General features: G+C 48.1%; 22 protein-coding genes. 15 read left to right on the forward strand and 7 right to left on the reverse strand.

All coding sequences use genetic code 11. The features are described 5' to 3' along the window. The first annotated feature begins 222 nt into the window (after positions 1 to 222). The 4 genes from H9I36_RS04430 (at position 223) to H9I36_RS04445 (ending at position 4,987) form a co-directional block, all read left to right on the forward strand. A complete protein-coding gene (locus H9I36_RS04430) occupies positions 223 to 1,995 on the forward strand; it encodes an Hsp70 family protein (RefSeq protein ID WP_187384172.1) in 1,773 nt (590 codons plus the stop codon). Positions 1,996 to 2,028: 33 nt separating this feature from the next. Beyond that, the gene (locus H9I36_RS04435) at positions 2,029 to 4,110 is read left to right on the forward strand and encodes a flagellar assembly lytic transglycosylase (protein WP_187384173.1); all 2,082 of its coding nucleotides are present in this window, start codon (positions 2,029 to 2,031) and stop codon (positions 4,108 to 4,110) included. Between the two features lie 105 nt (positions 4,111 to 4,215). After that, positions 4,216 to 4,458: a NifU family protein gene (locus H9I36_RS04440; protein WP_021329614.1), complete on the forward strand. Its 243-nt coding sequence runs from the start codon at positions 4,216 to 4,218 to the stop codon at positions 4,456 to 4,458. A gap of 10 nt (positions 4,459 to 4,468) precedes the next feature. Beyond that, positions 4,469 to 4,987, forward strand: a complete 519-nt coding sequence (locus tag H9I36_RS04445; RefSeq protein ID WP_187384174.1) for an FKBP-type peptidyl-prolyl cis-trans isomerase — start codon at positions 4,469 to 4,471, stop codon at positions 4,985 to 4,987. 27 nt (positions 4,988 to 5,014) lie between these two features. Here H9I36_RS04445 and H9I36_RS04450 read toward each other — a convergent pair whose 3' ends face one another. Further along, the gene (locus tag H9I36_RS04450; RefSeq protein ID WP_187384175.1) at positions 5,015 to 5,596 is read right to left on the reverse strand and encodes a shikimate kinase; all 582 of its coding nucleotides are present in this window, start codon (positions 5,594 to 5,596) and stop codon (positions 5,015 to 5,017) included. Between the two features lie 57 nt (positions 5,597 to 5,653). Here H9I36_RS04450 and H9I36_RS04455 point away from each other — a divergent pair, with 57 nt between their 5' ends. From H9I36_RS04455 to H9I36_RS04470, 4 genes are all read left to right on the forward strand, one after another. Continuing rightward, entirely contained in the window at positions 5,654 to 6,424 is a 771-nt protein-coding gene (locus H9I36_RS04455; protein WP_187384176.1) for a PrsW family glutamic-type intramembrane protease, read from the forward strand. Positions 6,425 to 6,476: 52 nt separating this feature from the next. Next, the gene (locus H9I36_RS04460; RefSeq protein ID WP_222864640.1) at positions 6,477 to 7,505 is read left to right on the forward strand and encodes an ABC transporter substrate-binding protein; all 1,029 of its coding nucleotides are present in this window, start codon (positions 6,477 to 6,479) and stop codon (positions 7,503 to 7,505) included. A 184-nt stretch (positions 7,506 to 7,689) separates the two neighbouring features. Beyond that, positions 7,690 to 9,390, forward strand: coding sequence for an ABC transporter permease (locus H9I36_RS04465; protein ID WP_187384177.1), 1,701 nt, complete (start codon positions 7,690 to 7,692; stop codon positions 9,388 to 9,390). Between the two features lie 21 nt (positions 9,391 to 9,411). Further along, positions 9,412 to 10,503, forward strand: a complete 1,092-nt coding sequence (locus H9I36_RS04470; RefSeq protein ID WP_187384178.1) for an ABC transporter ATP-binding protein — start codon at positions 9,412 to 9,414, stop codon at positions 10,501 to 10,503. A 124-nt stretch (positions 10,504 to 10,627) separates the two neighbouring features. Here H9I36_RS04470 and H9I36_RS04475 read toward each other — a convergent pair whose 3' ends face one another. The 6 genes from H9I36_RS04475 to H9I36_RS04500 all read right to left on the reverse strand — a co-directional run bounded on the left by H9I36_RS04475 (position 10,628) and on the right by H9I36_RS04500 (position 16,377). Then, positions 10,628 to 11,377, reverse strand: coding sequence for a TetR/AcrR family transcriptional regulator (locus H9I36_RS04475; RefSeq protein WP_187384179.1), 750 nt, complete (start codon positions 11,375 to 11,377; stop codon positions 10,628 to 10,630). Between the two features lie 181 nt (positions 11,378 to 11,558). Next, a complete protein-coding gene (locus H9I36_RS04480; protein WP_255422658.1) occupies positions 11,559 to 13,082 on the reverse strand; it encodes an energy-coupling factor ABC transporter ATP-binding protein in 1,524 nt (507 codons plus the stop codon). After that, complete coding sequence (locus H9I36_RS04485; protein WP_187384180.1) at positions 13,019 to 13,678, reverse strand: energy-coupling factor transporter transmembrane component T family protein; 660 nt, start codon at positions 13,676 to 13,678, stop codon at positions 13,019 to 13,021. Before H9I36_RS04485 ends, H9I36_RS04480 begins: the two co-directional genes overlap by 64 nt. 2 nt (positions 13,679 to 13,680) lie before the next feature. After that, on the reverse strand, positions 13,681 to 14,268 hold the full coding sequence (locus H9I36_RS04490) for an MptD family putative ECF transporter S component (protein WP_187384181.1): 588 nt from the start codon (positions 14,266 to 14,268) through the stop codon (positions 13,681 to 13,683). 91 nt (positions 14,269 to 14,359) lie between these two features. Next, a complete protein-coding gene (locus H9I36_RS04495) occupies positions 14,360 to 15,331 on the reverse strand; it encodes a helix-turn-helix domain-containing protein (RefSeq protein ID WP_187384182.1) in 972 nt (323 codons plus the stop codon). A gap of 296 nt (positions 15,332 to 15,627) precedes the next feature. Next, positions 15,628 to 16,377, reverse strand: coding sequence for a hypothetical protein (locus H9I36_RS04500; protein ID WP_187384183.1), 750 nt, complete (start codon positions 16,375 to 16,377; stop codon positions 15,628 to 15,630). A 231-nt stretch (positions 16,378 to 16,608) separates the two neighbouring features. Here H9I36_RS04500 and H9I36_RS04505 point away from each other — a divergent pair, with 231 nt between their 5' ends. The 7 genes from H9I36_RS04505 to H9I36_RS04535 all read left to right on the forward strand — a co-directional run bounded on the left by H9I36_RS04505 (position 16,609) and on the right by H9I36_RS04535 (position 22,071). Continuing rightward, the gene (locus H9I36_RS04505; RefSeq protein WP_187384184.1) at positions 16,609 to 17,838 is read left to right on the forward strand and encodes a dicarboxylate/amino acid:cation symporter; all 1,230 of its coding nucleotides are present in this window, start codon (positions 16,609 to 16,611) and stop codon (positions 17,836 to 17,838) included. A gap of 171 nt (positions 17,839 to 18,009) precedes the next feature. Continuing rightward, a complete protein-coding gene (locus H9I36_RS04510) occupies positions 18,010 to 18,447 on the forward strand; it encodes a Fur family transcriptional regulator (protein WP_187384185.1) in 438 nt (145 codons plus the stop codon). 4 nt (positions 18,448 to 18,451) lie between these two features. Continuing rightward, complete coding sequence (locus H9I36_RS04515) at positions 18,452 to 18,775, forward strand: hypothetical protein (RefSeq protein WP_187384186.1); 324 nt, start codon at positions 18,452 to 18,454, stop codon at positions 18,773 to 18,775. 90 nt (positions 18,776 to 18,865) lie between these two features. Then, positions 18,866 to 19,921, forward strand: coding sequence for a metal ABC transporter substrate-binding protein (locus tag H9I36_RS04520; protein ID WP_187384187.1), 1,056 nt, complete (start codon positions 18,866 to 18,868; stop codon positions 19,919 to 19,921). Between the two features lie 82 nt (positions 19,922 to 20,003). Continuing rightward, positions 20,004 to 20,714, forward strand: a complete 711-nt coding sequence (locus tag H9I36_RS04525) for a metal ABC transporter ATP-binding protein (RefSeq protein WP_187384188.1) — start codon at positions 20,004 to 20,006, stop codon at positions 20,712 to 20,714. Beyond that, positions 20,711 to 21,562: a metal ABC transporter permease gene (locus H9I36_RS04530; protein WP_187384189.1), complete on the forward strand. Its 852-nt coding sequence runs from the start codon at positions 20,711 to 20,713 to the stop codon at positions 21,560 to 21,562. Before H9I36_RS04525 ends, H9I36_RS04530 begins: the two co-directional genes overlap by 4 nt. Next, positions 21,562 to 22,071, forward strand: a complete 510-nt coding sequence (locus H9I36_RS04535; RefSeq protein WP_187384190.1) for a hypothetical protein — start codon at positions 21,562 to 21,564, stop codon at positions 22,069 to 22,071. The genes H9I36_RS04530 and H9I36_RS04535 overlap by 1 nt, the downstream gene beginning before the upstream one ends. Positions 22,072 to 22,096 lie beyond the last annotated feature (25 nt).

Below are 22,096 nucleotides of genomic sequence, written 5' to 3' on the forward strand. Positions count from 1 at the left end.
TCGGGTATAGTGTTCAACGTTTCGCACTGCATGTTCTCGTAAGGCGGTTGATATTTTCCGAACTCGACTTTCCGCCTTTTATATTGCAACCGTTATGCCGACAATATAATAAGGTGAAATTTTATCGGCTTGAGAATTTCGGAAAGAATAACGGTACTCGGCGGACGCATTGCGTTATATTCGGTTTCACTGTATCATAACAGTGGCAGTTGAGGGTGTTTTATGAAAATGATCGGAATCAAACTTGCAGACGGTTCGTTTTATCCGCTGCTCGAAGAAGGCGTACCTGCAAAAAAAACGCTCGACTTGACAACGGCGCGCGACAATCAAACTTCCATTATGGTTGATTTATACCGCTCGGAAACCGATTCAATGGAAGATGCGGAGTATGCGGCGACCTTACGGATCGACAATCTCGTCGCGCATCCGAACGGAGAACCGGACATATCGTTTACCGTCGCTCTCGACGAACAGAATAAACTTTTTGCGGAAATCAACGACGGCGAATCGGGCGGACACAATACGGTTACGGTATCGCTTGTCGAAGGTACCGCGCAGGAGCATCCGAACGGCGACGGGTACGGGCCTGCAATCACGGCAGGAGCCGCGCTTGCCGCCGGGGGATTGATGCGCGCTGCGGCGGCGCAGCAGGATGCATCGATCGAACCGCCCGATTTCAGCGATCTCGATCTGCCGGAAGAATTGGATTTAACAAAACCGGTTTCCGAATCCGCTTCGAACGCTTCCGATACGGCAAACGATGCCGCCGATACTCCGCCGACAGACGATATATTTGCGCCGCCGGACGTTTATTCGACGAAAGCGCTTGATGAAAAAAAATCCGACACGGAATTTTTTGATAATGGAACGGGTGATGCGGACTCGGCTGACGATGTTCACTTTGATGATATCGATCTTTCGACCTTCGACGCTGCGCCGCAAGACGAGCATACGCTTGACGATATGACCGCGGAAAAGACCTCGCGCGAAAACGATCGTGATGCTTTTGCCACAACGGAAATTTCCTCAGCAGAGAAATCGCTTGCAGATACGGAATCATCCGCAGCCGACAGTATGGACGACTTCCATTTCGACGCGGCCGATCTTCCGTCGTTCGACGATACGCCGGCGGAAAAAACGCCGATCGAAAACGAAACGGCCGATTTTTCTACAGTCGATAATGCCGACGACTTCCATTTCGACGCGGCCGACCTTCCGTCGTTCGACGATACGCCGGCGGAAAAAACGTCGATCGAAAACGAAGCGACCGATTTTTCTACAGCCGATAATACCGACGACTTTCATTTCGATGAGGCGGATCTTCCGTCGTTCGACGAAGTCCCGCCTGTGCAAAGCGAAACTTCGGATATCGATAGGGCATCCGGCGACCATACCTTTTCGGATGATTTTTTTGACGATATCGATATGCCGTCAAACGAAACCGACACTGCGACGCGGAATATCGATTCGCTCGATGATCTGCAATTCGGCGAAACCGATGATACAAATATACAAGAGGGGACTACCGCTACGAAATACCAATCGAAAACCGTGATCAAAAAAAAGACGAAGGCGCCGGTACTCATTTGCCTGCTGTGCGCGTTAATCTGTGTTATCGCAACGATATTGATTTTGTTTGTGATACCGTCGAAATACAACGTACTCTTATCGCACGCTTCGCATACGGACGATACCGTCGTTCTGCCGCCGCGCGATACGGCCGCACCTTCACGCGAGGAGCCGGTTATGCCGGCAAAACCCGATGAAATCGTCGTTGCTCCGCGCGCGGAAACGGTTGCACCCGTGCGCCCTGCCGCCGCTTCGAAATCGACGGGAGACGTCGCATACCGCATCAAATGGGGCGACACGCTGTGGGATATAGCCGACGCGTATTATAAAAATCCGTGGCGCTATCCGCGGATCGCACGATATAACAATATCAAAAATCCCGATTACATCATTTCGGGAACGACGATACGCATCCCGGTAGAATGATCACCGTCTTGCCGAGCCGTGCGGAATTTACGTTTGTTAAAATTATTAATAAGTTTTGTTCTCTTCGCTTTTGCCGTCGGTTTTTCGGGATGCAACGAAAGCGGTTTTGATTCGCTTCGCAGACTGTACGGCGAAGATGCGAATTATTATATCGCGCTCAGAAAAAAGTCGGACGGTGACGAAAAAGCCGCACGGCAGCTTTTTTTGCGATGTGCGAAAAAAGGCTCGTATTATGCGGCCCGCCGAAGCGCGGAAGAGCTCGCCCGATTCGGCTCGGTGCAGGAGCGGCTTTCGGCGTGCGAAAAACTTTCAGCAAATTATACCGATGAAGACGCGTTTTTGATCGCATTGCACGAATACGAAAACGCCGGCGAATATTCGAAAATCCTTGTTTTGACGGAGCCGATCGATGTTACGTCGTGCGGCAGCGAAATCGCCCGTATTAAATTGAGCGCACTATTTAAAAGGAGCAGTCAGCGTTTTGAAGATGAAGCGTACAAGTGGTATACGTCGAGATCGATGACGCCTTCGATGTATCGACTGTATCAGGAAACGGTAACCGAAGGCTTTCAATCGGCGAAAAGTAAAATTATTAATTTCAGAATCGACGTCTACAACGCAAATTACAATTCCGCGTATGAGCGCTTTTCGGACATTGTCGATATCACGATAAAAAACAAGGCACTGCCGCTTACGGCGCAGATCGTTTCGGATATGGGAAAAGCCTGTCTCTACGGCAGTTCGAGCCGTATAAAAAACGCAAAGATTTTCAGCGACATTGCGGCAAACGAAAAAAACGATGCGGACATCGTCTACAACGCGTATTTTTATGCGGGCAGGCTCTACGATAAAGCCGATTCGGATTACGCGGTGACGGCGGATCGTTTTGCCCGTGCGATGGACTCTGCGCCGAGCGGAGCGCAATACGACAATGCACTGTGGTATCTCCTGAACGGCAGCCTGCGCGTTTCGATCGATACCGCGATAGACGTGTTTAAAACCCGCCGCGCAAAAATCGAGGATACTTCGTACTTCGACGATTTTTTCGAACTCTTTGCACCGCTGCTCCTTTCGCAATCGCGCTGGAACGATTTTAAAAAAGTATACGACGCTGTCGACGGCTATGCGTCGGATGTATCCGTCGGCCGTTTTGCGTATCTCTACGGGCGTCTCGTGCAGGAAGGTTTGGTCGCGTCCGAAGCTCCGAAAACGGAAGCCGAAAACGCATTCCGCCGCGTGCTTTCGCTCGATTGCGATCTTTACTATAAAGTGCTTGCTGCGGCAAAACTCGATCTCGACGTCGAAGAGGTGAAAGCCGCTCTGTATCGAACAAAAATTAATAAAAATTTTATAAAGGATGAAGCCGTCGAACGTCTGCTTGCAGGCTACGCACTTTTCGGATTGCCGGAAAAAATTTATCCGGAATGGCTTTCGTTTACCTCCGGAGGCAAGACGATAAGCGTCGAATGCGCCGCCGTCCTTTCGGATTTTTTAAATAAAGCGGCGTCGGGTACGGACGAATATTATACGCAGAGCCTCAGGATCATCGCAAAAGCCGCCGCGTACGGCGACGAAGCGCTCGGCGAGGATGCGTACCGGCTTTTATATCCGCGCAATTATGCGAAAGAAGTTTCTTCTTCGTGCGAAGCGTTCGGTATCGATGAAGCGATTTTGTACGCGCTTATCCGTACGGAAAGCTTTTTCAGCAATAACGTCATAAGCGCCGCCGGTGCGCGCGGTTTAACGCAGCTCATGGATTTGACCGCGGACGAAATCGCGATGCGTTTGAAACGAAGCGATTACGATCTGCTCGATCCTGCGACGAATATCGAATTCGGCGCGTATTATCTCGCGTACCTTACGAAGCGGCTCGGCGGTTCGCCGCTCACGGCATTTTTCGCATACAACGCCGGGATCGGGCGCGTACGCCGTTGGATAAACAATTCGCACTTGGAACTCGGCAGACATACCGCAAGCGATCTGTTTCTCGAAACGATCCCGTATTCGGAAACGCGCGATTACGGACGCAAACTCATCGCAGCTTCGGCGATGTACGGTATTTTGTACTACGATACGCCGCTTCAAACCGTTGTGAAAAAAATCACAAATCGATAAAATTACAGTATATTTATAGTATTAGGTTGAATGACGAAGTTTGAAAGTATCGGTTAATAAACTCATGCTTTCGGTGATAACCCGTCGGCACCGCTAGGAGATCGTATGGCAAACGAAAGACTTGAAGCTTCGATAAAAGAAGCGCTCGATATGTTCCGCCCGCAGCTGCAGGCTGACGGAGGCGATATGGAATATATTTCCTTGGATGAACAAAACCGCGTTCATTTAAAATTGGTAGGCGCATGCGGCAGCTGCCCCATGGCGATGATGACGCTTAAAATGGGTGTCGAACGCTATTTGAAAGATGCATGTCCCGAAGTGACGGAAGTCGTTCAGGATATGGATTGAGGAATCGAATATGTGCATTGCAAAAAACAGAATGGTAAAAATACACTATACGCTCAAAGATACCGACGGCGTGTTGATCGATTCGTCTTCGGGGCTTGCTCCCTTCGAATATCTGCACGGAAACGGCAATCTGATCCCGGGACTCGAAGCGGAACTTGAAGGCAAAAATCCCGGCGATGCGTTTACGGTAACCGTTTTGCCGAAAGACGGCTACGGCGAATACGATCCGAAGCTGCACATAGAAGTGCCGCGCGATCAGTTCGATACCGGCTCTCCGCTCGAAGTCGGCATGAAATTTCAAGCACAGACGGCAGGCGGTCCCATGACCGTAACGATCCGGAACATAACCGATAAAACCGTTATCGTCGACGGCAATCACGAATTGGCGGGAAAGACGCTCGTATTCGATATCAATGTCGTCGACGTGCGCGAAGCGACCGACGAAGAGCTCATGCCCGAGGTGTCCGGCTGCGGCGGAAGCTGCAACGGCGGATGCGGAGGCTGTAGCGGCGGGTGCGGCTGCAGTTGATCGCAGTGATCGGAGCGCGCGGCAGCGTTACACTATGCCGAGTGCGTTACACAACGTTTTAAAATTTTCTTCTTTGGAAACGTCTTCGAGCGGAACGATCGTATCGACAAAGGATCGATATCGTGCAGTCCGCTCGGTAAAGACGTCGTGAAAGACGGCTCTCACTTCTTCTTCGGTTTTCGGTTCTTTGCGAGCGATATATGCGGGTACATTTGCGACCGAGCCGTCGTCGTTGAACGTTATCTTTTCCAAAATCCTGTTGAATGCGATTTCTTCCGCAACTTCGAGAAAAACAAACATTCCCAAATCGCGCAAGCGCATCAGCGCAGGAGCGTTATCGCATATGCCGCCTCCGGTCGCGATGACGATTTTTTTGCCGGAGCATTTTTTTTCGAGCACGCGACAGATTTTCTCTTCCGCGCTCATAAATTTTTCCGGACCGTAATCGAAGTATATTTGACGCGGCGTAAAGCCCGTCTGCTTCGTGATGATTTCATCGATATCGACAAAGGGAAAGGAAATCTTTTTTGAAAGGAGACGGCCTTGCGTCGTTTTTCCCGAGTGTTTTATACCGAAGATAATGTATGCCGGATCAGGAGATACTGTCATACCGCCAGTATATTGCTTGTAATTGCAAAAGTCCATAACTTGCAGTATGCTTTTTGTATGAATATCTATGCGGCGCTCGCACTTTGCTTCGCCCCCCTCTTTATTATTTTTTTACCGATACGCCGCTTCGCTCATGTCGGAATCATCGCGATGCTGTATGCCGCACTGCTCGGTTTGCTGGCCGTAGCCCCGATTTCAATTTTACAATTTTACGTAGCCGATATTTCGTTTTTGCAATCGGATCATTGGATCACACAGCTTTTGCGCGCGATTTTATTTAACGGCCTCATCGAAGAAGGTGTTAAAATGGTCGTTATGCTGCTTTTGCCGTCAAAGCGGCTGTCGCTCGGAAAATTTTTTTTGTGCGCGTGTATCTGCGGCATGAGTTTGGGCTGTTTCGAATCGGCGATTTATTTTTTACAGCATCTCCAGCAGGCAAATACGATCGGTGCGCACCTCATATACGTCCAAATGTTTGAACGGATGTTTACAAGCGATGCGGTGCACGCTTTGTGCGCGGGATTGGGCGGTCTGTTTATCCGGTCGGTAAAGCGGATGCGGATCGACATCGCCGCACTTTTATTTACGCCGCTTTTGCACGGTCTGTACGATTTTTTCGCGCTTTACGACGACTTCAAACGATTTTCCGTCGCGGCGATTTTGTTTTTGGCTGTTCAGTGCAGAATCAGCTATAGAATGCAATCGGAGGAAAAAGAAAAAGCGGATATAAGACCGCAGTTGAAAAATACGGCGGAAAAAATATCGAAAAAACCGATAAAAGAAAGTGCCGAAAAAAAAACACAAAACAGAATACGAAAAAAAACTTGACAACTGCACAAAAATGCCTCACACTGAAATTATATCTTTCAGGAGGCTTATTTTGAATAAATTATTAAAAAAAGCGGCAATCGTATTTTTCGCCGTATGTATCGCATTCCCGATGTTCGCAAACGGTTCGTCGGACGGCAAAGCGGCTGAAACCGAACTCAACGCGTATTCCATCATGCCGGAAAAATACGCAACGCCGATTTTAGCGGAATTTACAAAAGATACCGGCATCAAAGTCAATTTCGTCCGCCTCTCTTCCGGCGAAGCGCTGTCGCGCATCATAGCTGAAAAAGGAAATCCGCAAGTGGACTGTCTGTGGGGCGGCCCGTCGGATACCTACGACGCGGGCGTTGCGGAAGGTGTTTTCGAACAGTATAAACCCGCTGAAGCCGATAAGATTCCCGCAAACTACCGTTCACCGGACAATTATTGGACGGGCATCGGCATCATTCCGCTGTGCTTCCTCACCAATACGAATTTTCTCAAAAAGAACAATCTTTCGGCTCCGACAAGCTGGTACGATTTATTGGATCCGGCATATAAAAACGGCTTGCAGATGGCGGATGCCCGTACGTCGGGAACCGCGACGGAGCGCATTTATTCGCTCGTAAAAGCGGTCGGTGAAAAAGAGGCGTTCGATTATCAAAAGAAGCTCAACGCGAACGTTCAGCTTTATACGAAAAGCGGCGCGGGCGGCGCGCTTCCGATCGCAAACGGTCAGGCGGCAAGCGGCGTATTCTATCTCGTCGATGCGCTCGATATCACACATCAGGGCTACCCGCTCGTCATCTCATTCCCGAAAGAAGGCATTACCTACGGCGTCGAAGGTTCGGGAATTCTCAAAGGATGCAAACATCCGAACGCTGCGCGGCGTCTTATGGATTGGGCATCGACAAAAAAACTCGGCGATTTTATGATGGCGAATAAAATCTGCTATATTCCGACGCGCCCCGATATAAAAGTTGACGATCCCGCACTCGATATGAAAAAGATGAATTTGATCAACGCGCCGTCTGCATGGAAAGGTGAAAATCGAAAAGCGTACGTCGAAAAGTGGATCAAGGAAGTTATCCAACAATAAAGCTTTCGTACGATGCGGCAATCGCTGCGCGTTCCTTGCAAAAAGACGTTCCTTTGCGTTTTTTAAGGTCGCGCACGATTCAGATAATTTCGTTCATACATAAAGCCGTACGGGGCACGCTTTCCGTGTCCCGTTGATATTTTAATCGCAAATTTTTATCAATTTTAATAACTAAAGGTCAGCCATGCAGAATAACAATCCGCTGCAAAACGGGCGGCGCGTACTTTTAATAAAAAAAGATCCCGCGCTTTTTTGTGCGCTCGTCGTCATCTGGACGTGTTTTGCGGTATTTATTTTTTATCCGGTCATAACGCTTTTATATACGGCGTTTTTTTCAAACGGACGCATTTCATCCGAACTGCTTAAAAAAAATTTCCTCAACGCATATACGCTGAAAGCGCTGTGGAACAGTCTTGCGCTCGCAGCGGCGGTAAGCGTATGCGGTACGTTTTTGGGTTATGTCTTTGCGCTTGTCGTAAACAGGACAAATCTGCCGAAAATTTTTAAAACACTCATCAGTGCAATAACGATTTTACCTCTCATCTCGCCGCCGTTTACGAGCAGCATATCGCTCACGCTTGCGCTCGGTCCGAACGGAACATTATTAAAATTATTCGGCATCCCCGATGCAAATATCTACGGATTTATAGGCACGTGGATTTCCGAAACGCTCACCTATTTTCCCGTAGCTTATATGGTCATCTCCGCGATTTTAAATACGATGAGTTCGAACCTCGACGACGCGGCGTCGAGCTTGGGCGCAAAAAGCGAACGGATATTCCGGACGATCACGGCTCCGCTTTCGATTCCCGCCGTTGCAAACTCCGTTCTTTTGCTTTTCGGCTCAAGCCTTGCGGACTTCGCGACGCCGCTCATTTTGGGCGGTCACAAATTTCCCATTCTGCCGACACAGGCATATCTGCAGATCACCGGTATGTTCGATTTGAACGGAGGTTCTTCCCTTTCGTTCTTATTAATAATTCCCGCGCTGCTCGTGTTCTTTTTCCAGCAAATGCTCGTCGGTCAAAAAAGCTATGTAACCGTTTCCGGAAAGAGCGCGGCGCAATCGAAATTCGTTCCGCTGCCGAAGTGGATGAAAGCGCTGTGCTGGTGTATCGCTTTTATCGTAATCGTTTTTGTCATCTATCTGTATTTCATCATCCTCGCAGGCTCATTCGTCAAAGTGTGGGGCATCGACAATACGCTGACGCTGCAAAACTATCGATATGTTTTTGCAAACGGGAAAAAAGCGGTTTCCGACACGCTGACGATCGCATTCGTTTCGACGCTGCTCGGCGCGCTTCTGTCGGTCGTCATCGGCTACATCATTCAACGGAAAGAATTCCCGGCAAAACGCCTGCTCGATTTTTCGTCGCTGCTCAATTACGCGCTGCCCGGCACGGTCGTCGGTATCGCATATATCGCGGCGTTCAACAAACGGCCGATTTTATTAACCGGTACGATGACGATCCTCGTAGCCGCGTATATTTTTCGTTATTATGCGACGGGCATCCGCTCCGTCATCGCATCGCTGCAGCAAATCGATCCGACACTCGAAGAAGCGTCCGCGAGTCTCGGCGCGGGAGCCGTACGCACATTTACGCACGTAACGATTCCGCTCATCATTCCGGCGATCCTTACGGGTATGCGGTATCTGTTCATCCACTGTATGACGGCTATCAGCGCAACGATATTCCTCGTTTCGGCACGGTGGACGCTTTTGACGACACGCATCCTCGAAAGCATGACGGAATTGCAGTTTCCGCAGGCATCCGCATTTTCGATCGTACTCATCATCATCGTCTTTGCCGCCGATGCGCTTATCGCGCTGTGCATGAAATTGTACTCGATGCAGTTTGCAAAAGAAGCAAAGCAAAAATCATAAACGGAATTTACGGAGAATACTATGGCAGATATATCACTTGTTTTAAAAGACGTTACAAAAACATTTCCCGAACGGAACGGCGGCATTTTCAATGCGGTCGACAAAGTCAACATCGAAGTGGCAAAGGGAGAGATGGTCACGTTTTTAGGACCGTCGGGCTGCGGCAAAACGACGACGCTCCGCATGATCGCGGGCTTTGTGATTCCGACGAGCGGCAGCATCACCATCGAAGGCAAAGATATGACGAGCGTGCCGGTAAACGAACGCGCCATCGGATTCGTGTTCCAAAACTACGCGCTTTTTCCGCACATGACGATTTACAAAAACGTCGGATACGGATTGAAAGCGCGCGGCGAAAAAGATGCGGACATCCACGATAAAATCATCAATGCGCTGAAACTCGTCGGATTGAGCGGAGATGAAAACCGATATCCGAATCAGCTGTCGGGAGGTGAACAGCAGCGCGTCGCCCTCGCGCGCGTTATCGTTATGGAACCGTCGCTCCTTTTGATGGACGAACCGCTTTCGAACCTCGACGCAAAGCTTCGGATCCACATGCGTACGGAGATCCGCAGAATTCAAAAAGCGCTCGGAACGACGTGCCTGTACGTCACGCACGATCAATCGGAAGCGCTCACCGTTTCCGACAGAATCGTTGTTATGAGTCGCGGTAAAGTCGAACAGATCGGCACTCCGCTTGAAATATACGGCAAACCCGCATCGACATTCGTCGCCGACTTTATCGGTCAAGCGAATATCGTTCCGGCAAAAGTACAAAAAATCGACGGCGATATGATTACCGCTTCTATCTCTTCCGTCAATGCGGTAACTGCGCGCCGGGGATTCACAGCAACTCCCGCAGTGAACGCAGATGTATTTTTTGTCGTACGCCCCGAAAATATTTCCGTGCATGATAAAGATTCAGGCGCCGTCAAAGCCGCGGTTCAGAGTTCCGTTTTCGTCGGCAGCCACGTCGAATACGATCTGCTGTTCAACGAAAAAACGGTCATCAAAGCGAGCGTCGATTTCAAGCCCGATATGAAGCTCTACAAAAGCGGAGACATCGTATCGCTCGATTTCGACGAAAAGACGACGCTCTTTTTGGATAAATAAATACGAGGAGAATCTCTAAGGGCAGAGATTTTTAGCGGTTTTCAAAAATTAAAAATCACTTCACAGAATTTAAACAACCGACGCTCAGCAAAGAGGCCGGTTGTTTTCTTTCAACGTGTTCTTATTATGTTTCGCACAGGATTTTACGCCAGCCGGCTTCGTAAAACTCGTCGAGCAGGGCGACGTACTTGAGCGCTTCTTCGTAGGGAACATCCAAGCGGACGGTTTCGAACAGGCAGCTCCAAAAGCTTTTGTCGATTGCCGAATACAGGCGCAGGTCTATGCCGGAGCGCAGTACGCCGCCGAACTCTTTGGGCGACGCCAAAACGCGCACGTCGGCTTTGTACGTATCTTCCATCATAAGTGAAAAAAAATCGGCATAGCGCGTACCGGCCGAACCGCACACGAGCAGCTTGACCGCGCGGTAATGTTCGTACACGAAGTCCACCGTTTTTTTGCGCCCTTCAAAACGGAAGGCGCGCCGCTTTTTTGTGTCCGGCGGCATATTGAAAAAGGTATCGTACATTGCGCGGTGGTTTGCTAAAAGAGAATCGTACACGTCTTTTACGAGCGCGTCGAAAAGCGCTTCCTTATTTTTAAAATGAAAATATAAAGAGCCGGTCGTAACGCCCGCAAGTTTTGCGACTTCGCGCATCGAACTTTTCGCCCAGCCGTTTTTCAAAAATTCGGAAGCGGCGCATTTCAGGATGCGCTCTTTGGAATTCGGCGATTTTGTTTTTGCGTGTTTTGCCGGGCGTTTTGATTGTACCGGTGATTTTGTCTTTGCTTGCTCCGATGATGGCTTCGATTGCGACGGGGATTTTGTATGCGCTTTCTTTTTTTCTCGTTCGGGTTTCGTATCGTTAGCTTTCATATCGATTGTAAGCAACGCTAATATGTTTTTATCGCTTTGTCAATGTTTTGCGTTTCAGCACGCAGACAATCGGCTTTCCATCATTCCGACCCATTCGCCGTCCGCTTTTATCAATCGGTTCTTTTTTAAATTTTCCTTTATAATCCATTTAATATGCTTGTTGTCATTTTGCTGCAAATCGTTATTCCTTTTGCAAAACATTCAGTATCTTTTCTTTATCGGTTGCAACGGTGTATTCCGTAAAGGATTTTCCTTTTAGGTGCAGCACGACACTGCAAACTTCCATTAAAAACTCATAGTCGTGAGAAATAACAATGACGATCCGGTCATGTTCTTGAAGTTCCCGCATTTTACCGGCTATAAGGCGCATATTCTTCCCGTCCAAACCGCTCGTCGGTTCGTCGAAAATATATACGTCTCTTTTTAATAATGAGGCGGCGGCAATCGCCAGCCGTTGCTTTTGTCCGCCGGAGAGGATTTGCGGATGTGTATTCGCAACGCTATCTAAGCAATAATCTTTTAAGATTTCGGCAGCGTCGGCGGCAGGATCGTTTAATCGCAGTTCTTCCGTAGCAGAGACTTCAAAAAGATTACTGTCAAGGTTATTTGACAAATAGTATATTGTTTTCCTCCGTGTACGGCAGTTGAGTTTTATGTCATTGCAGCTGTATTTTCCGCACGAAGAAATACTGCCGTGTTTTTCACGCAGCAGTCCGCTCAGTACTTTTGCGAAGGTGCTTTTACCTGCGCCGTTTCCGCCGATGATTCCGTATATTATACCGCTTGTAAAACAATAGTTTAAATTTTCCAGTAAAGACTGTCTGCTGTACGAAAAAGAGAGGTTGTCGATTTTTAAACACTGTGTTCCGGACATTGTTTTTCCGTGCGGTTCAATACGGTCAAGGGAACATAAGCGTAAGCCCTGTTGCCGAAAAAATTCAATCGGTGAATGTTCAAGCATTTCCTTTGTATAGCAGCGGATAATTTTTCCGTCTTCTATGTAATAATACCGATCGATGATATCTTTAAGATAGTAGATTCGATGTTCGGAAACGATAAGCGTTTTTCCTTTCTTTTTTAACAAAGCCATTAATCGTTTTAGCGCTTCCACACTCGCCATATCAAGATTTGCAGAAGGTTCATCAAATACATAGACCGGCGGATCAAGTGCATTGACCGACGCAATCGCGACTTTCTGTCTTTCGCCGCTTGAAAGCTGAAACAGATTTCTTGTTCGTAACGTTTCGCCGTTAATCATACGTAGAGAGTCGGTAATACGCTTGACAATTTCGGTACGTTCGAAGCCGTAATTCTCCAATCCGAATGCAATCTCATCTTCTACAACTTCTGCAAAAAACTGACTTTTTGGATTTTGAAAAATAGAACCGATCATCCGCCCTATTTCATGTAATTCCTTTTTGCTCGGGTCGATGCCGTTAATCGATATGCAGCCGTCCATTTTTCCCGAAAAAAATTTGTAGGCAAGTCCGTTGAGGATTCTCGTTATCGTTGTTTTTCCGCATCCGCTCAATCCGATTAAAGCAACGGCCTCTCCGTCTTGTATCTCCATCGTTATATCGTTAAGATTTTCTTTTGACGATTGCGGATATGCATAGCAGATATGATCTAATGTAATCATTTTTAATGAAGTTCCCAATAATATAATCCCGCGGATATAACAAGAGCGATCAGTGAGATAGCCCAATCGACGGCGGTAAATACGATTGCCCGCTTAGAGGTGTGTACTCCGGCAGCGGATATGCCTCGTACTTCCGCAGCGGCAGCCAATTCTTCCGCTGTCTTAGAAGCGGAAAACATCATCGGGATAAAGACATATTCCATGGTTTGCAGCGGTTTTATTAAGGTAAATAATCCGCGCAATTTTAAGGACTCGATAATCTCTTTAAATTCATTTCCGATAATCGGAAAAAAACGCATCATAAAAATAAAAGACAACGCAATATTTCTATTGATTTTCAATTTGTTTATAACAGCGGTCAGTTCTCCCGGCGGTGTTTTAATGATTGGAATAACCGATATAAGAACAGCTATCATTCGGGTGATAATAAATAAAAACATTTCCGGCAGCATTGTGCCTAACCCGTTGCCCTTTGAAATAATCTGTATTACTTCGACAATGAGCAAAACAAAAACGCAGCGGAATATACTGCGATAGTGCTTTTGCGAAATTCCATACGCGGTCAATAAACCGATTAAACAGAAAAATACGGTATTCTTGGAAATAACCGATACCAAAAATACCGTACAAAAGAATACTGTTAATTTAGTACGGAAATCCATACCTAATTTAACAACCCTGTTTTTATAAAATGTTTTTTTAGCATTTTATTGCCGATATAGCAACCGAGCATTGCAGCAATAACAGTAAGGATTAATGAGATTGCAACCCATTTAGGATCGGTATAGTATTGTGTTTGTATATCGATTTGTTCCTTCGAAACACCGGTCTTTACAAAAGCATTATAGAAAAACCAAATTTCGCTCATACCGTGTGTGGCTCGTGTAAGTGAAGTAATAATCCACGCTATGGTAATTCGCTTGCAGTTCCGGTAGCTGTCCTTACCCCACATAGAAAGTTCGCCGATAATTCCGCCGATAAAAAACCATGGGAACATAAACGGCCCCATAAAGACGGTTGTTAAAACGGCATGCAGCGTATTATAAATAAGAACTACGCCCGGCTTATTGACCTTCATTGCCATATACACAAAAAACGGTGCAAGTATAAACGCTGCAAACACGGCATTTAATACCATATTAAAAAATAAGGATACGCCGGTGATCATCGAGAATGCAATAAACACAACGATCATTATTGCCGAAAAAATGCCGATCGTTGCCAAATCCTTTACGGATAACCTATTTGACATAGTAGTACCTCCATGTAGGAAGATATTACCGTCGGTTTACATTATTATTCTTTCCGAATCGGACAAATTGTCCCGAATAAGGCGAACAGTTTTATTCGTGCCGGATTATTTTTTTATATTCGCTCGGACACAGATTATAGGCTTGCTTAAATGCTTCCGAAAATTTTGCGTGGCTTGAGTAGCCTATTTCCAAAGCGATTTCCGTAATACCGGCGGAAGAGTTTTTAAGCAGATCGATCGCTTTTTGAAGCCGCATTTGTTTGACCGTTTCATGGATGGTTGTTCCATACACCGATTTATAGCAGGTCTTCATCGTTGTCGTTTTAATGTGAAAGACGGCGGAAAGCTGCGCATAACTGTAGTTTTTATTTGAATTTTTTATGATAAATTGATGGAGGCGTTTGATAATTTCTTTATTGTTTTTTTGCGCATGTTCACGGTCGGCAAAATCGATGCCGTTTTTCAAGGTACTTAAATACAAAAACAATTCCTGTATTTTTACTTTTAAATACGGAACGGCAATTTCCTCCGGTACGTGATACATCTCGTGAAATATATGATCAAGTTCGGGTGTTGCTCTTTTTAAAAAAAGCGTCCCGTTTCCGCACAGGTGTTCTAAAATGTTTCCATAATCGATACAAAAATACTGCTGCAAGATGCGGGCTTCTTCTTCTAATTCCGACGGAATAATATAAACGGTAATACCGTGATAATGCCGTATCGGAAAATGCGAATGCTGCGAACAGTTTTCTAAAGGATTGATTGCAAAGTCGCCTGCAGCCATATTGACCTTTATACCGTCTTTTAATATCGATTCAAATGCGCCTTCTCTGCAATGGTTCAGTTCGTACTGTTTGATATTATTATTGGGTAGAGCCGATGTGACAGGTGAAGCCAATGTGTCGGTGTGGATATCGTTAAACATAACGTTTACACCGGGAAAGATACGGTACGATGTAACATAGCACATTCCGTTCGGCGTTTTGACGGTGTGCACTGTTCCGTGTTGTAATTTTTTTACGGCTTTTATGTCTCTGCCGTAGAGGTGGTTCAGATAATCCATAGCGTTCTATGTTCTTTGCTTACCTCTTTCGGAATAAGAGTTTCCTTTCCTCTATCGCCGATAATCATAATTTCAGTTCCTTGTACGTTTATTTTCCTGTTCGTCGCCATTTCATCCTCGCTTTCGTGTGTCCCGCATATTTATCCGCCCGGCTTTCACCGTTTTGATCAACAGACACATAAAGAAGACGGGTGTTTTATGGTTCCGACCGAAAACATATCCTACAAAGCGTTGAGCGCCGATAGGTCGTACCGGTATGACGGCTCGCGCATTTGTATGACAGAACTCCGCCTGCGTTATCGAAAGCGTGAAAGCAGATTTTGTCCCAGAGAACCCGGCGCCTTCGATCCGGCTTTTATCCAAGAAAGCGACTGTTTTGCACTGCGCTTTTTTATCCCGTCGAGGGAAGTGAGGTAATCGGCGAGCCACGATGCGAGAGAGCCGTCCTTTTCGGCCGTATCGTTTTGGGCGTCGCATGAAACGAGTATGACCGAAACGTTTTGCTTGTCTCCGGCATAAGCTGCGATATTTTCGGCAAAGGCGGTAAAGGCGGCTTCGGCGCCGGCGACAAAGGGGCCTGCGGCGGACGCGGTACTGCTTCGAAGCGCCGACGAGCGTATGACATCGGCCATGTTCGGATGATGACGCACGATATATATGAGTTTGCCGTTTGCTTTGCGCTGTTCGATGCGGTTTAAAATTTCCATCGTCACATAGCAATAGCCCGAAATCATCGTGTCGATCGCGCGCGTGCATTCTTCGGGTGAAAGCGCCGTAAACTGCTGCGCATACACGACGGCGTCGAAATAGAGCACCGTTTCGTCGATAACGGTAAATGCGTTTTCCGCCTGCAACACGAGGGAACGGGCGGACACGGACGAGGGTCTGTTCCATGACGCGATGACGATATCGCCTGCCGTGACGGAAGCGCTGTCGCTTTCGGGATTGCCCGTCACGACGACATTGTATCCTGCGAGCGCCATACCGTCGGCAAAGTCTCCGCCGTAGGGCAAATCTTTTCCCGCAATCAAAATTGTTTTTTCCATACACACTACTATAACATAGTCCCGTGCAAATAAAAAGTCGTCATTCGGGTTTCGGTTCGGACGGCACCGTTTTGCCATCCCGCCTTCCGCGCTTCGGTAACCCTCATTCCCGCCGCCGCTTCCGCTTGCGGCGGGAACGCTTCGCGGCGCTCCACGCGGGCGTAGGCCGGAACGAAACGTACGGCGTGCGTGCGATTGTACGAAGTGCGGGCGCTGTGCTATACTGGCACTATGAAACTTTGGCTCAAATATTTGATCGGAGCGCTGCTCGGCATCGCGCTTTCGTTTGCCGTGCCTGCGGCTTCGGAAGCCGCATCTTCCGCGCTCGCTTTTATTACGGAAGTGATCGTCCGCTTCGGCAGATATATCGTCGTACCGCTCGTTTTTTTTACCGCGATGACGGCAGTCAACAAACTGCGCGAATCGAAAATGATTTTAAAAACCGGCATGTGGACGGCCGGCGTAACGATCGCTTCGGTATTGCTTTTGACTTTTATCGGCCTCGTCGCGATTTTGGCGATCCGCCTACCGCGCATCCCCATCACTGCGGATAAAGCCGCCGCACCCGTTTCGCTCAACATAAACGATTTGATACGCGCGCTCTTTCCTTCATCCGCATTCGAAACGCTCATAAACGGTACGTTTTTATTTCCGGCTTTTTTATTCGCGTGTTTTTCAGGCGGGGCGTGTACCGGTGATCAGGCGGCGTTCCGTCCGATCATAACGATCACCGATGCACTTTCAAAACTCTGCTACAATATCGTAACCCTCTTTACCGAAATCCTTTCTATCGGCATGATAGCCGTCATGTGCAGCTGGGCGATACAATTCCGCACGATCGTCGCAGGCGGCACCTTCGTTCCGCTCATCCTCCTCCTGTTCGGCATATTCATACTCGTTGCGGGCGGCATCTACCCCGTGCTCTTGCATTATATTTGTCACGATCCGCATCCGTACCGCGTACTCTATGCAAGTCTGTGTTCGATCATCACCGCATTTTTCAGCGGCGATACGAACTTCGTGCTGCCGATCAATATGAGAGCGGGTAAAGAAAGCCTCGGCATCAGGCGCAGGATCAACGGCATCGCGTATCCGCTCTTTTCGATTTTTGCGCGCGGCGGAGCGGCGCTCATCGTGACGGTGGGCTTCGTTGTCATCTGGCGGTCGTACGCATATCAGAGAATTCCCGTAAGTAATATCCTGTGGATTTACTGCATGTCGATCGGCTTATCGTTTTTGCTCGGCGGGCTTCCTTCAGGCGGTCCCTTTATCGCGCTTACGGTGCTGTGTACGCTCTACGGACGCGGCTTTGAAACGGGCTATCTCCTTTTGCGCCCCGTTGCGCCGATTCTCTGTTCGTTTGCCGCAGCCTTCGACGTTTTGAGCGCGATGTTCGGAAGCTATATCGTCGGTGTAAAAACGCACATGATAGAGCACCATTCGGTACAGCATTTTATTTAACAAAATTTCGAGGCGGGTAAAAAATCTGTAGATTTAATTCGGCGATCATATCGCACTCCAATTTTTCATACGAAAATATCACGTGTCCCCGATAATTTTTTCCCGCTCCTTGACAGCATCTCGCGGAATTCGCTAAAATGAGAATCGTTCTCATTTTAGCGAATTCCGCGTATGAATACGAAAAGTCAGTACAAAACAAAACAACACGAAGAACTGCTCGCGTTTTTGGAATCGATGAAAGGTACGCACATTACGGTGCATGCGGTCTGTTCGTATTTCAAATCGCACGGCAAGGCGATCGGTACGGCGACGGTATACCGCCAGCTCGAACACATGGTAGCAGAAGGCATCGTCAACAAATACATCATCGACGCCAACAGTCCCGCCTGTTTCGAATATACCGGCGGCAAAAAAAAGCGCGGCACGGAACCGTATTTTCACTGCAAGTGTAAAGACTGCGGCAAACTCATCCATGTGCGCTGCTCGAAATTGTCGGCGATGCAAAGCCACCTGTTGAGCTCGCACGGATTTGAAATCGATTCGCACAGAACGGTGCTCTACGGAACCTGCGGCGAGTGTTCGGGGCGGAAGCGCGCGCGCTGCAGGTAAACGTATGCGAAAATCGAATTGTGTATATGCGCAGACTGCGGCGCAAAATAATCGGGCGGTATTCGCCTATGCGGTATTGTTTTTAATAACGATCGTTTCCGTCGGGTACATCGTTCACGAAAGCGTTCACGTTTGCAGCGGAGAGGATTGCCCCGTGTGCGCGTGTATCCGTTCGGTAAAAAACAATTTATTGCAGCTGAAAATTTATTTGGCCGAAACTGCATATGTCGCTGCTCCCTCGTATGAGCGGGTGGAAGCGGCAATATATTTTTATGTCTCGGCATTTTGTTTGACGCTCGTCTCGCAAAAGATTAAATTAAATAATTGACAAGGACTTTTAATCGATATGCCGCACTCGCTTGTCGATCGTGCGGTTTTGTAGAAAGAAAAACAATTTGAAAGAGGTTATAAAATTATTATGAAAAAAAATATTATTAAGATCGCGTCTGCATTGATTTTTGCGGCGCTCGTTGCAGGCGTCGCTGTTGGCGCGCCCGCTAAAAAAAATGCGTCGGACGGTACGGTAAAAATCGTTACCGATATTTTCCCCGTATACGATTGGGTCCGCGAAATAACGAAAAACAGCGCGGCGAAAATCGATCTCACACTGCTGCTCGACAACGGTGTCGATCTGCACAGCTATCAGCCGGCGGTTGCCGATGTCGCGAAGATCGCCGAATGCAATCTCTTCGTTTATGTCGGCGGCGAATCCGAAGGGTGGATGGATGATGCGTGCAAAGAGATCAAAAATAAAAACAGCGTCGTGCTGAAACTCCTCGATTCGCTCGGAGATGCGGCGAAGGAAGAGGAAGTGGTCGAAGGCATGGAAGGCGAACACGATCACGATCATGAAAGCGCGGGCGAGCATCATCACGAACACGAAAGTGCCGGCGAACACCATCACGAACACGGTGAACACGAAGATGAAGAGGGGCCGGAATACGACGAGCACATTTGGCTGTCCGTGAAAAATGCAAAAATTTTGTGCAATACGATAGCCGAAAAGATTGCGGAAATCGATCCGAAAAATGCGCAAACCTATCGTGCAAACGCCGCCGCTTACAATGCAAAACTTTCATCGCTCGATGCGCAGTATCAAAAGATCGTCGATGCGGCGTCGAAAAAAACGGTTCTCTTCGGCGACCGTTTTCCGTTCCGCTATCTCGTAGACGATTACGGTCTTTCGTATTATGCGGCCTTTGTCGGCTGTTCTGCGGAAACGGAAGCGAGTTTTAAAACGATTTTATTTCTCGCAAAAAAAGTCGATGAGCTGGGTATTCCCGCCGTGCTGACGATCGAAAAGTCGGACGGAAAAATTGCCAAGACGATTATTAAAAATACGAAAGCGAAAAATCAAAAGATTTTAACGCTCGATTCGATGCAGTCGACGACGTCGAATGATGTCAAAAAAGGCGTCACCTATCTTTCGATTATGACGAAAAACGCCGACGTGTTGAAATCGGCGCTGCAGTAAAGCGCTTCAGGCGGAATGCCCTGCGGGTGCGTTCCGTCTGCGGGGCGTTTTGCATTTGCAAACGCGCGTTTTTGGAGGCTGTATGGCATTGCTCGCTTGTCAAAACGTATCGCTGAAATACGATGCGAATGTGATCGTGCGCGATATCACTTTTTCCGTAAACTCAGGCGATTACCTCTGCGTTGTCGGGGAAAACGGTTCGGGCAAAACGACATTGATAAAAACGCTGCTCGGACTTCACGCTCCTTCAAGCGGTACGATTGTAACGGGCGACGGTTTGAAGCGAAATGAAATAGGCTACTTGCCGCAGCAGACGCTCGTGCAGCGGGACTTCCCCGCGTCCGTGTATGAGATCGTTCTTTCCGGCTGTCAGGGAAGGTGCGGTATGCGCCCGTTTTACAACAAAGCGGAAAAGCGCCTCGCATTAGAAAGTATGGAACGAATGGGCATCGCGCGTTTTGCAGGCCGCTCGTACCGCGATCTTTCGGGCGGGCAGCAGCAGCGCGTGTTGCTTGCGCGGGCATTTTGCGCTACCCAAAAACTTTTGCTTTTGGACGAACCGGTATCGGGACTCGATCCGAATGCGACGGAAGATATGTATCGATTGATACAGGAATTGCACGACGACGGCGTTACGATCATTATGATTTCGCATGATATCCCTTCTGCCTTGCGTTATGCGACGCATATCCTGCACATAGGGGGAGAGCGAGCGACGTTTCAAACGAAGGAAGCGTTCGTGCAAAACGGAGCGGGCGGTTTGCCGCCGGAATCAAGGAGCGAAATGCGATGAACGGCATCATAGAAGAGATTTCATTTTACGTAGGTTATCCTTTTGTACGCTATGCGTTTATCGTCGGCATTTTGATCGCACTGTGTTCGTCGCTGCTCGGCGTAACCCTCGTGCTCAAGCGCTTTTCGTTTATCGGAGACGGGCTTTCCCACGTCGCTTTCGGTGCGATGGCCGTTGCAACCGTTTTGCGCTTTTCAAATAATATGCTCCTTATGCTGCCGGTAACCGTCCTCTGCGCGATTCTTTTGCTGCGCACCGGACAAAACACGAAGATAAAAGGCGATGCCGCGATCGCTATGGTTTCCGTCGGCGCACTTGCGATCGGCTATCTCTTGATGAATATATTTTCGACGTCGGCAAATTTGACCGGCGACGTATGCAGCACGCTCTTCGGTTCGACATCGATTTTAACGCTGACAAAATCGGAAGTGATCGTATGCGTCGTGCTGTCGGTTATCGTCGTTGCGCTGTTCATGCTGTTTTATCAAAAGATTTTTGCCGTTACCTTCGACGAAAGTTTTGCGCGCGCGGTCGGCACTCGGGCGGGCGTATACAATTTGCTCATCGCAGTCGTTACCGCGATCGTTATCGTGCTCGCGATGAATCTCGTCGGTTCTTTGCTCATCTCCGCGCTCATCATCTTTCCCGCTCTGTCGGCTATGCGGGTTTTTAAAAGCTTTAAAGCCGTTACGATCTGTTCGGTGCTGCTGTCGGTCGGCTGTGCATTTTTCGGGCTTGCGATTTCGATCGTCGCCGGAACTCCCGTCGGCTCGACAATCGTCGCCGGTCACATTATAGTATTCATTGTTTTTTCCTGTATCGAAAATCTGAAGCGGAGATGTGCGTAATGAAAAAATTAATAAACAGACTCGCCGCGGTACGCCGGTATATTGAACCCTCCATACGAATAAAATTATGCGTTTTGCTTGCCGTCGGGATGCTCTCAGGCTGTGCAAAAGCTTTGCCGGCTCAGATTAAAAATGCGCTCTTTTCTCAAAAACGAAACACGGGAGTCGTCGATTTGACGCGCTTGAGCGCGACGATGGTGTATGCCGAAGTGTTCAATATGATGGTCGAGCCGGAAAATTACGTCGGCAAAACCGTAAAAATGAACGGTATGTTTTACGTGTATCCCGATGAAAAAAAAGGTACGTATACCTTTGCGTGTATCATTATGGATGCGACCGCGTGCTGCGCACAGGGAATCGAATTCCGATTGCGCGGAGAACATGCGTATCCCGCCGATTATCCCGAACCGAATACGAACATCACCGTGCAGGGGACATTTTACACGTATGAAGAAGACGGATTTACGCACACGCTTTTGATCGACGCCGATATGACCGTGCGGAAATAGGCCGAGTGCCGCAAACGAAGCGGCT

The sequence above is a fragment of the Treponema sp. Marseille-Q4130 genome (assembly GCF_014334325.1).
Lineage (GTDB): Bacteria > Spirochaetota > Spirochaetia > Treponematales > Treponemataceae > Treponema_D.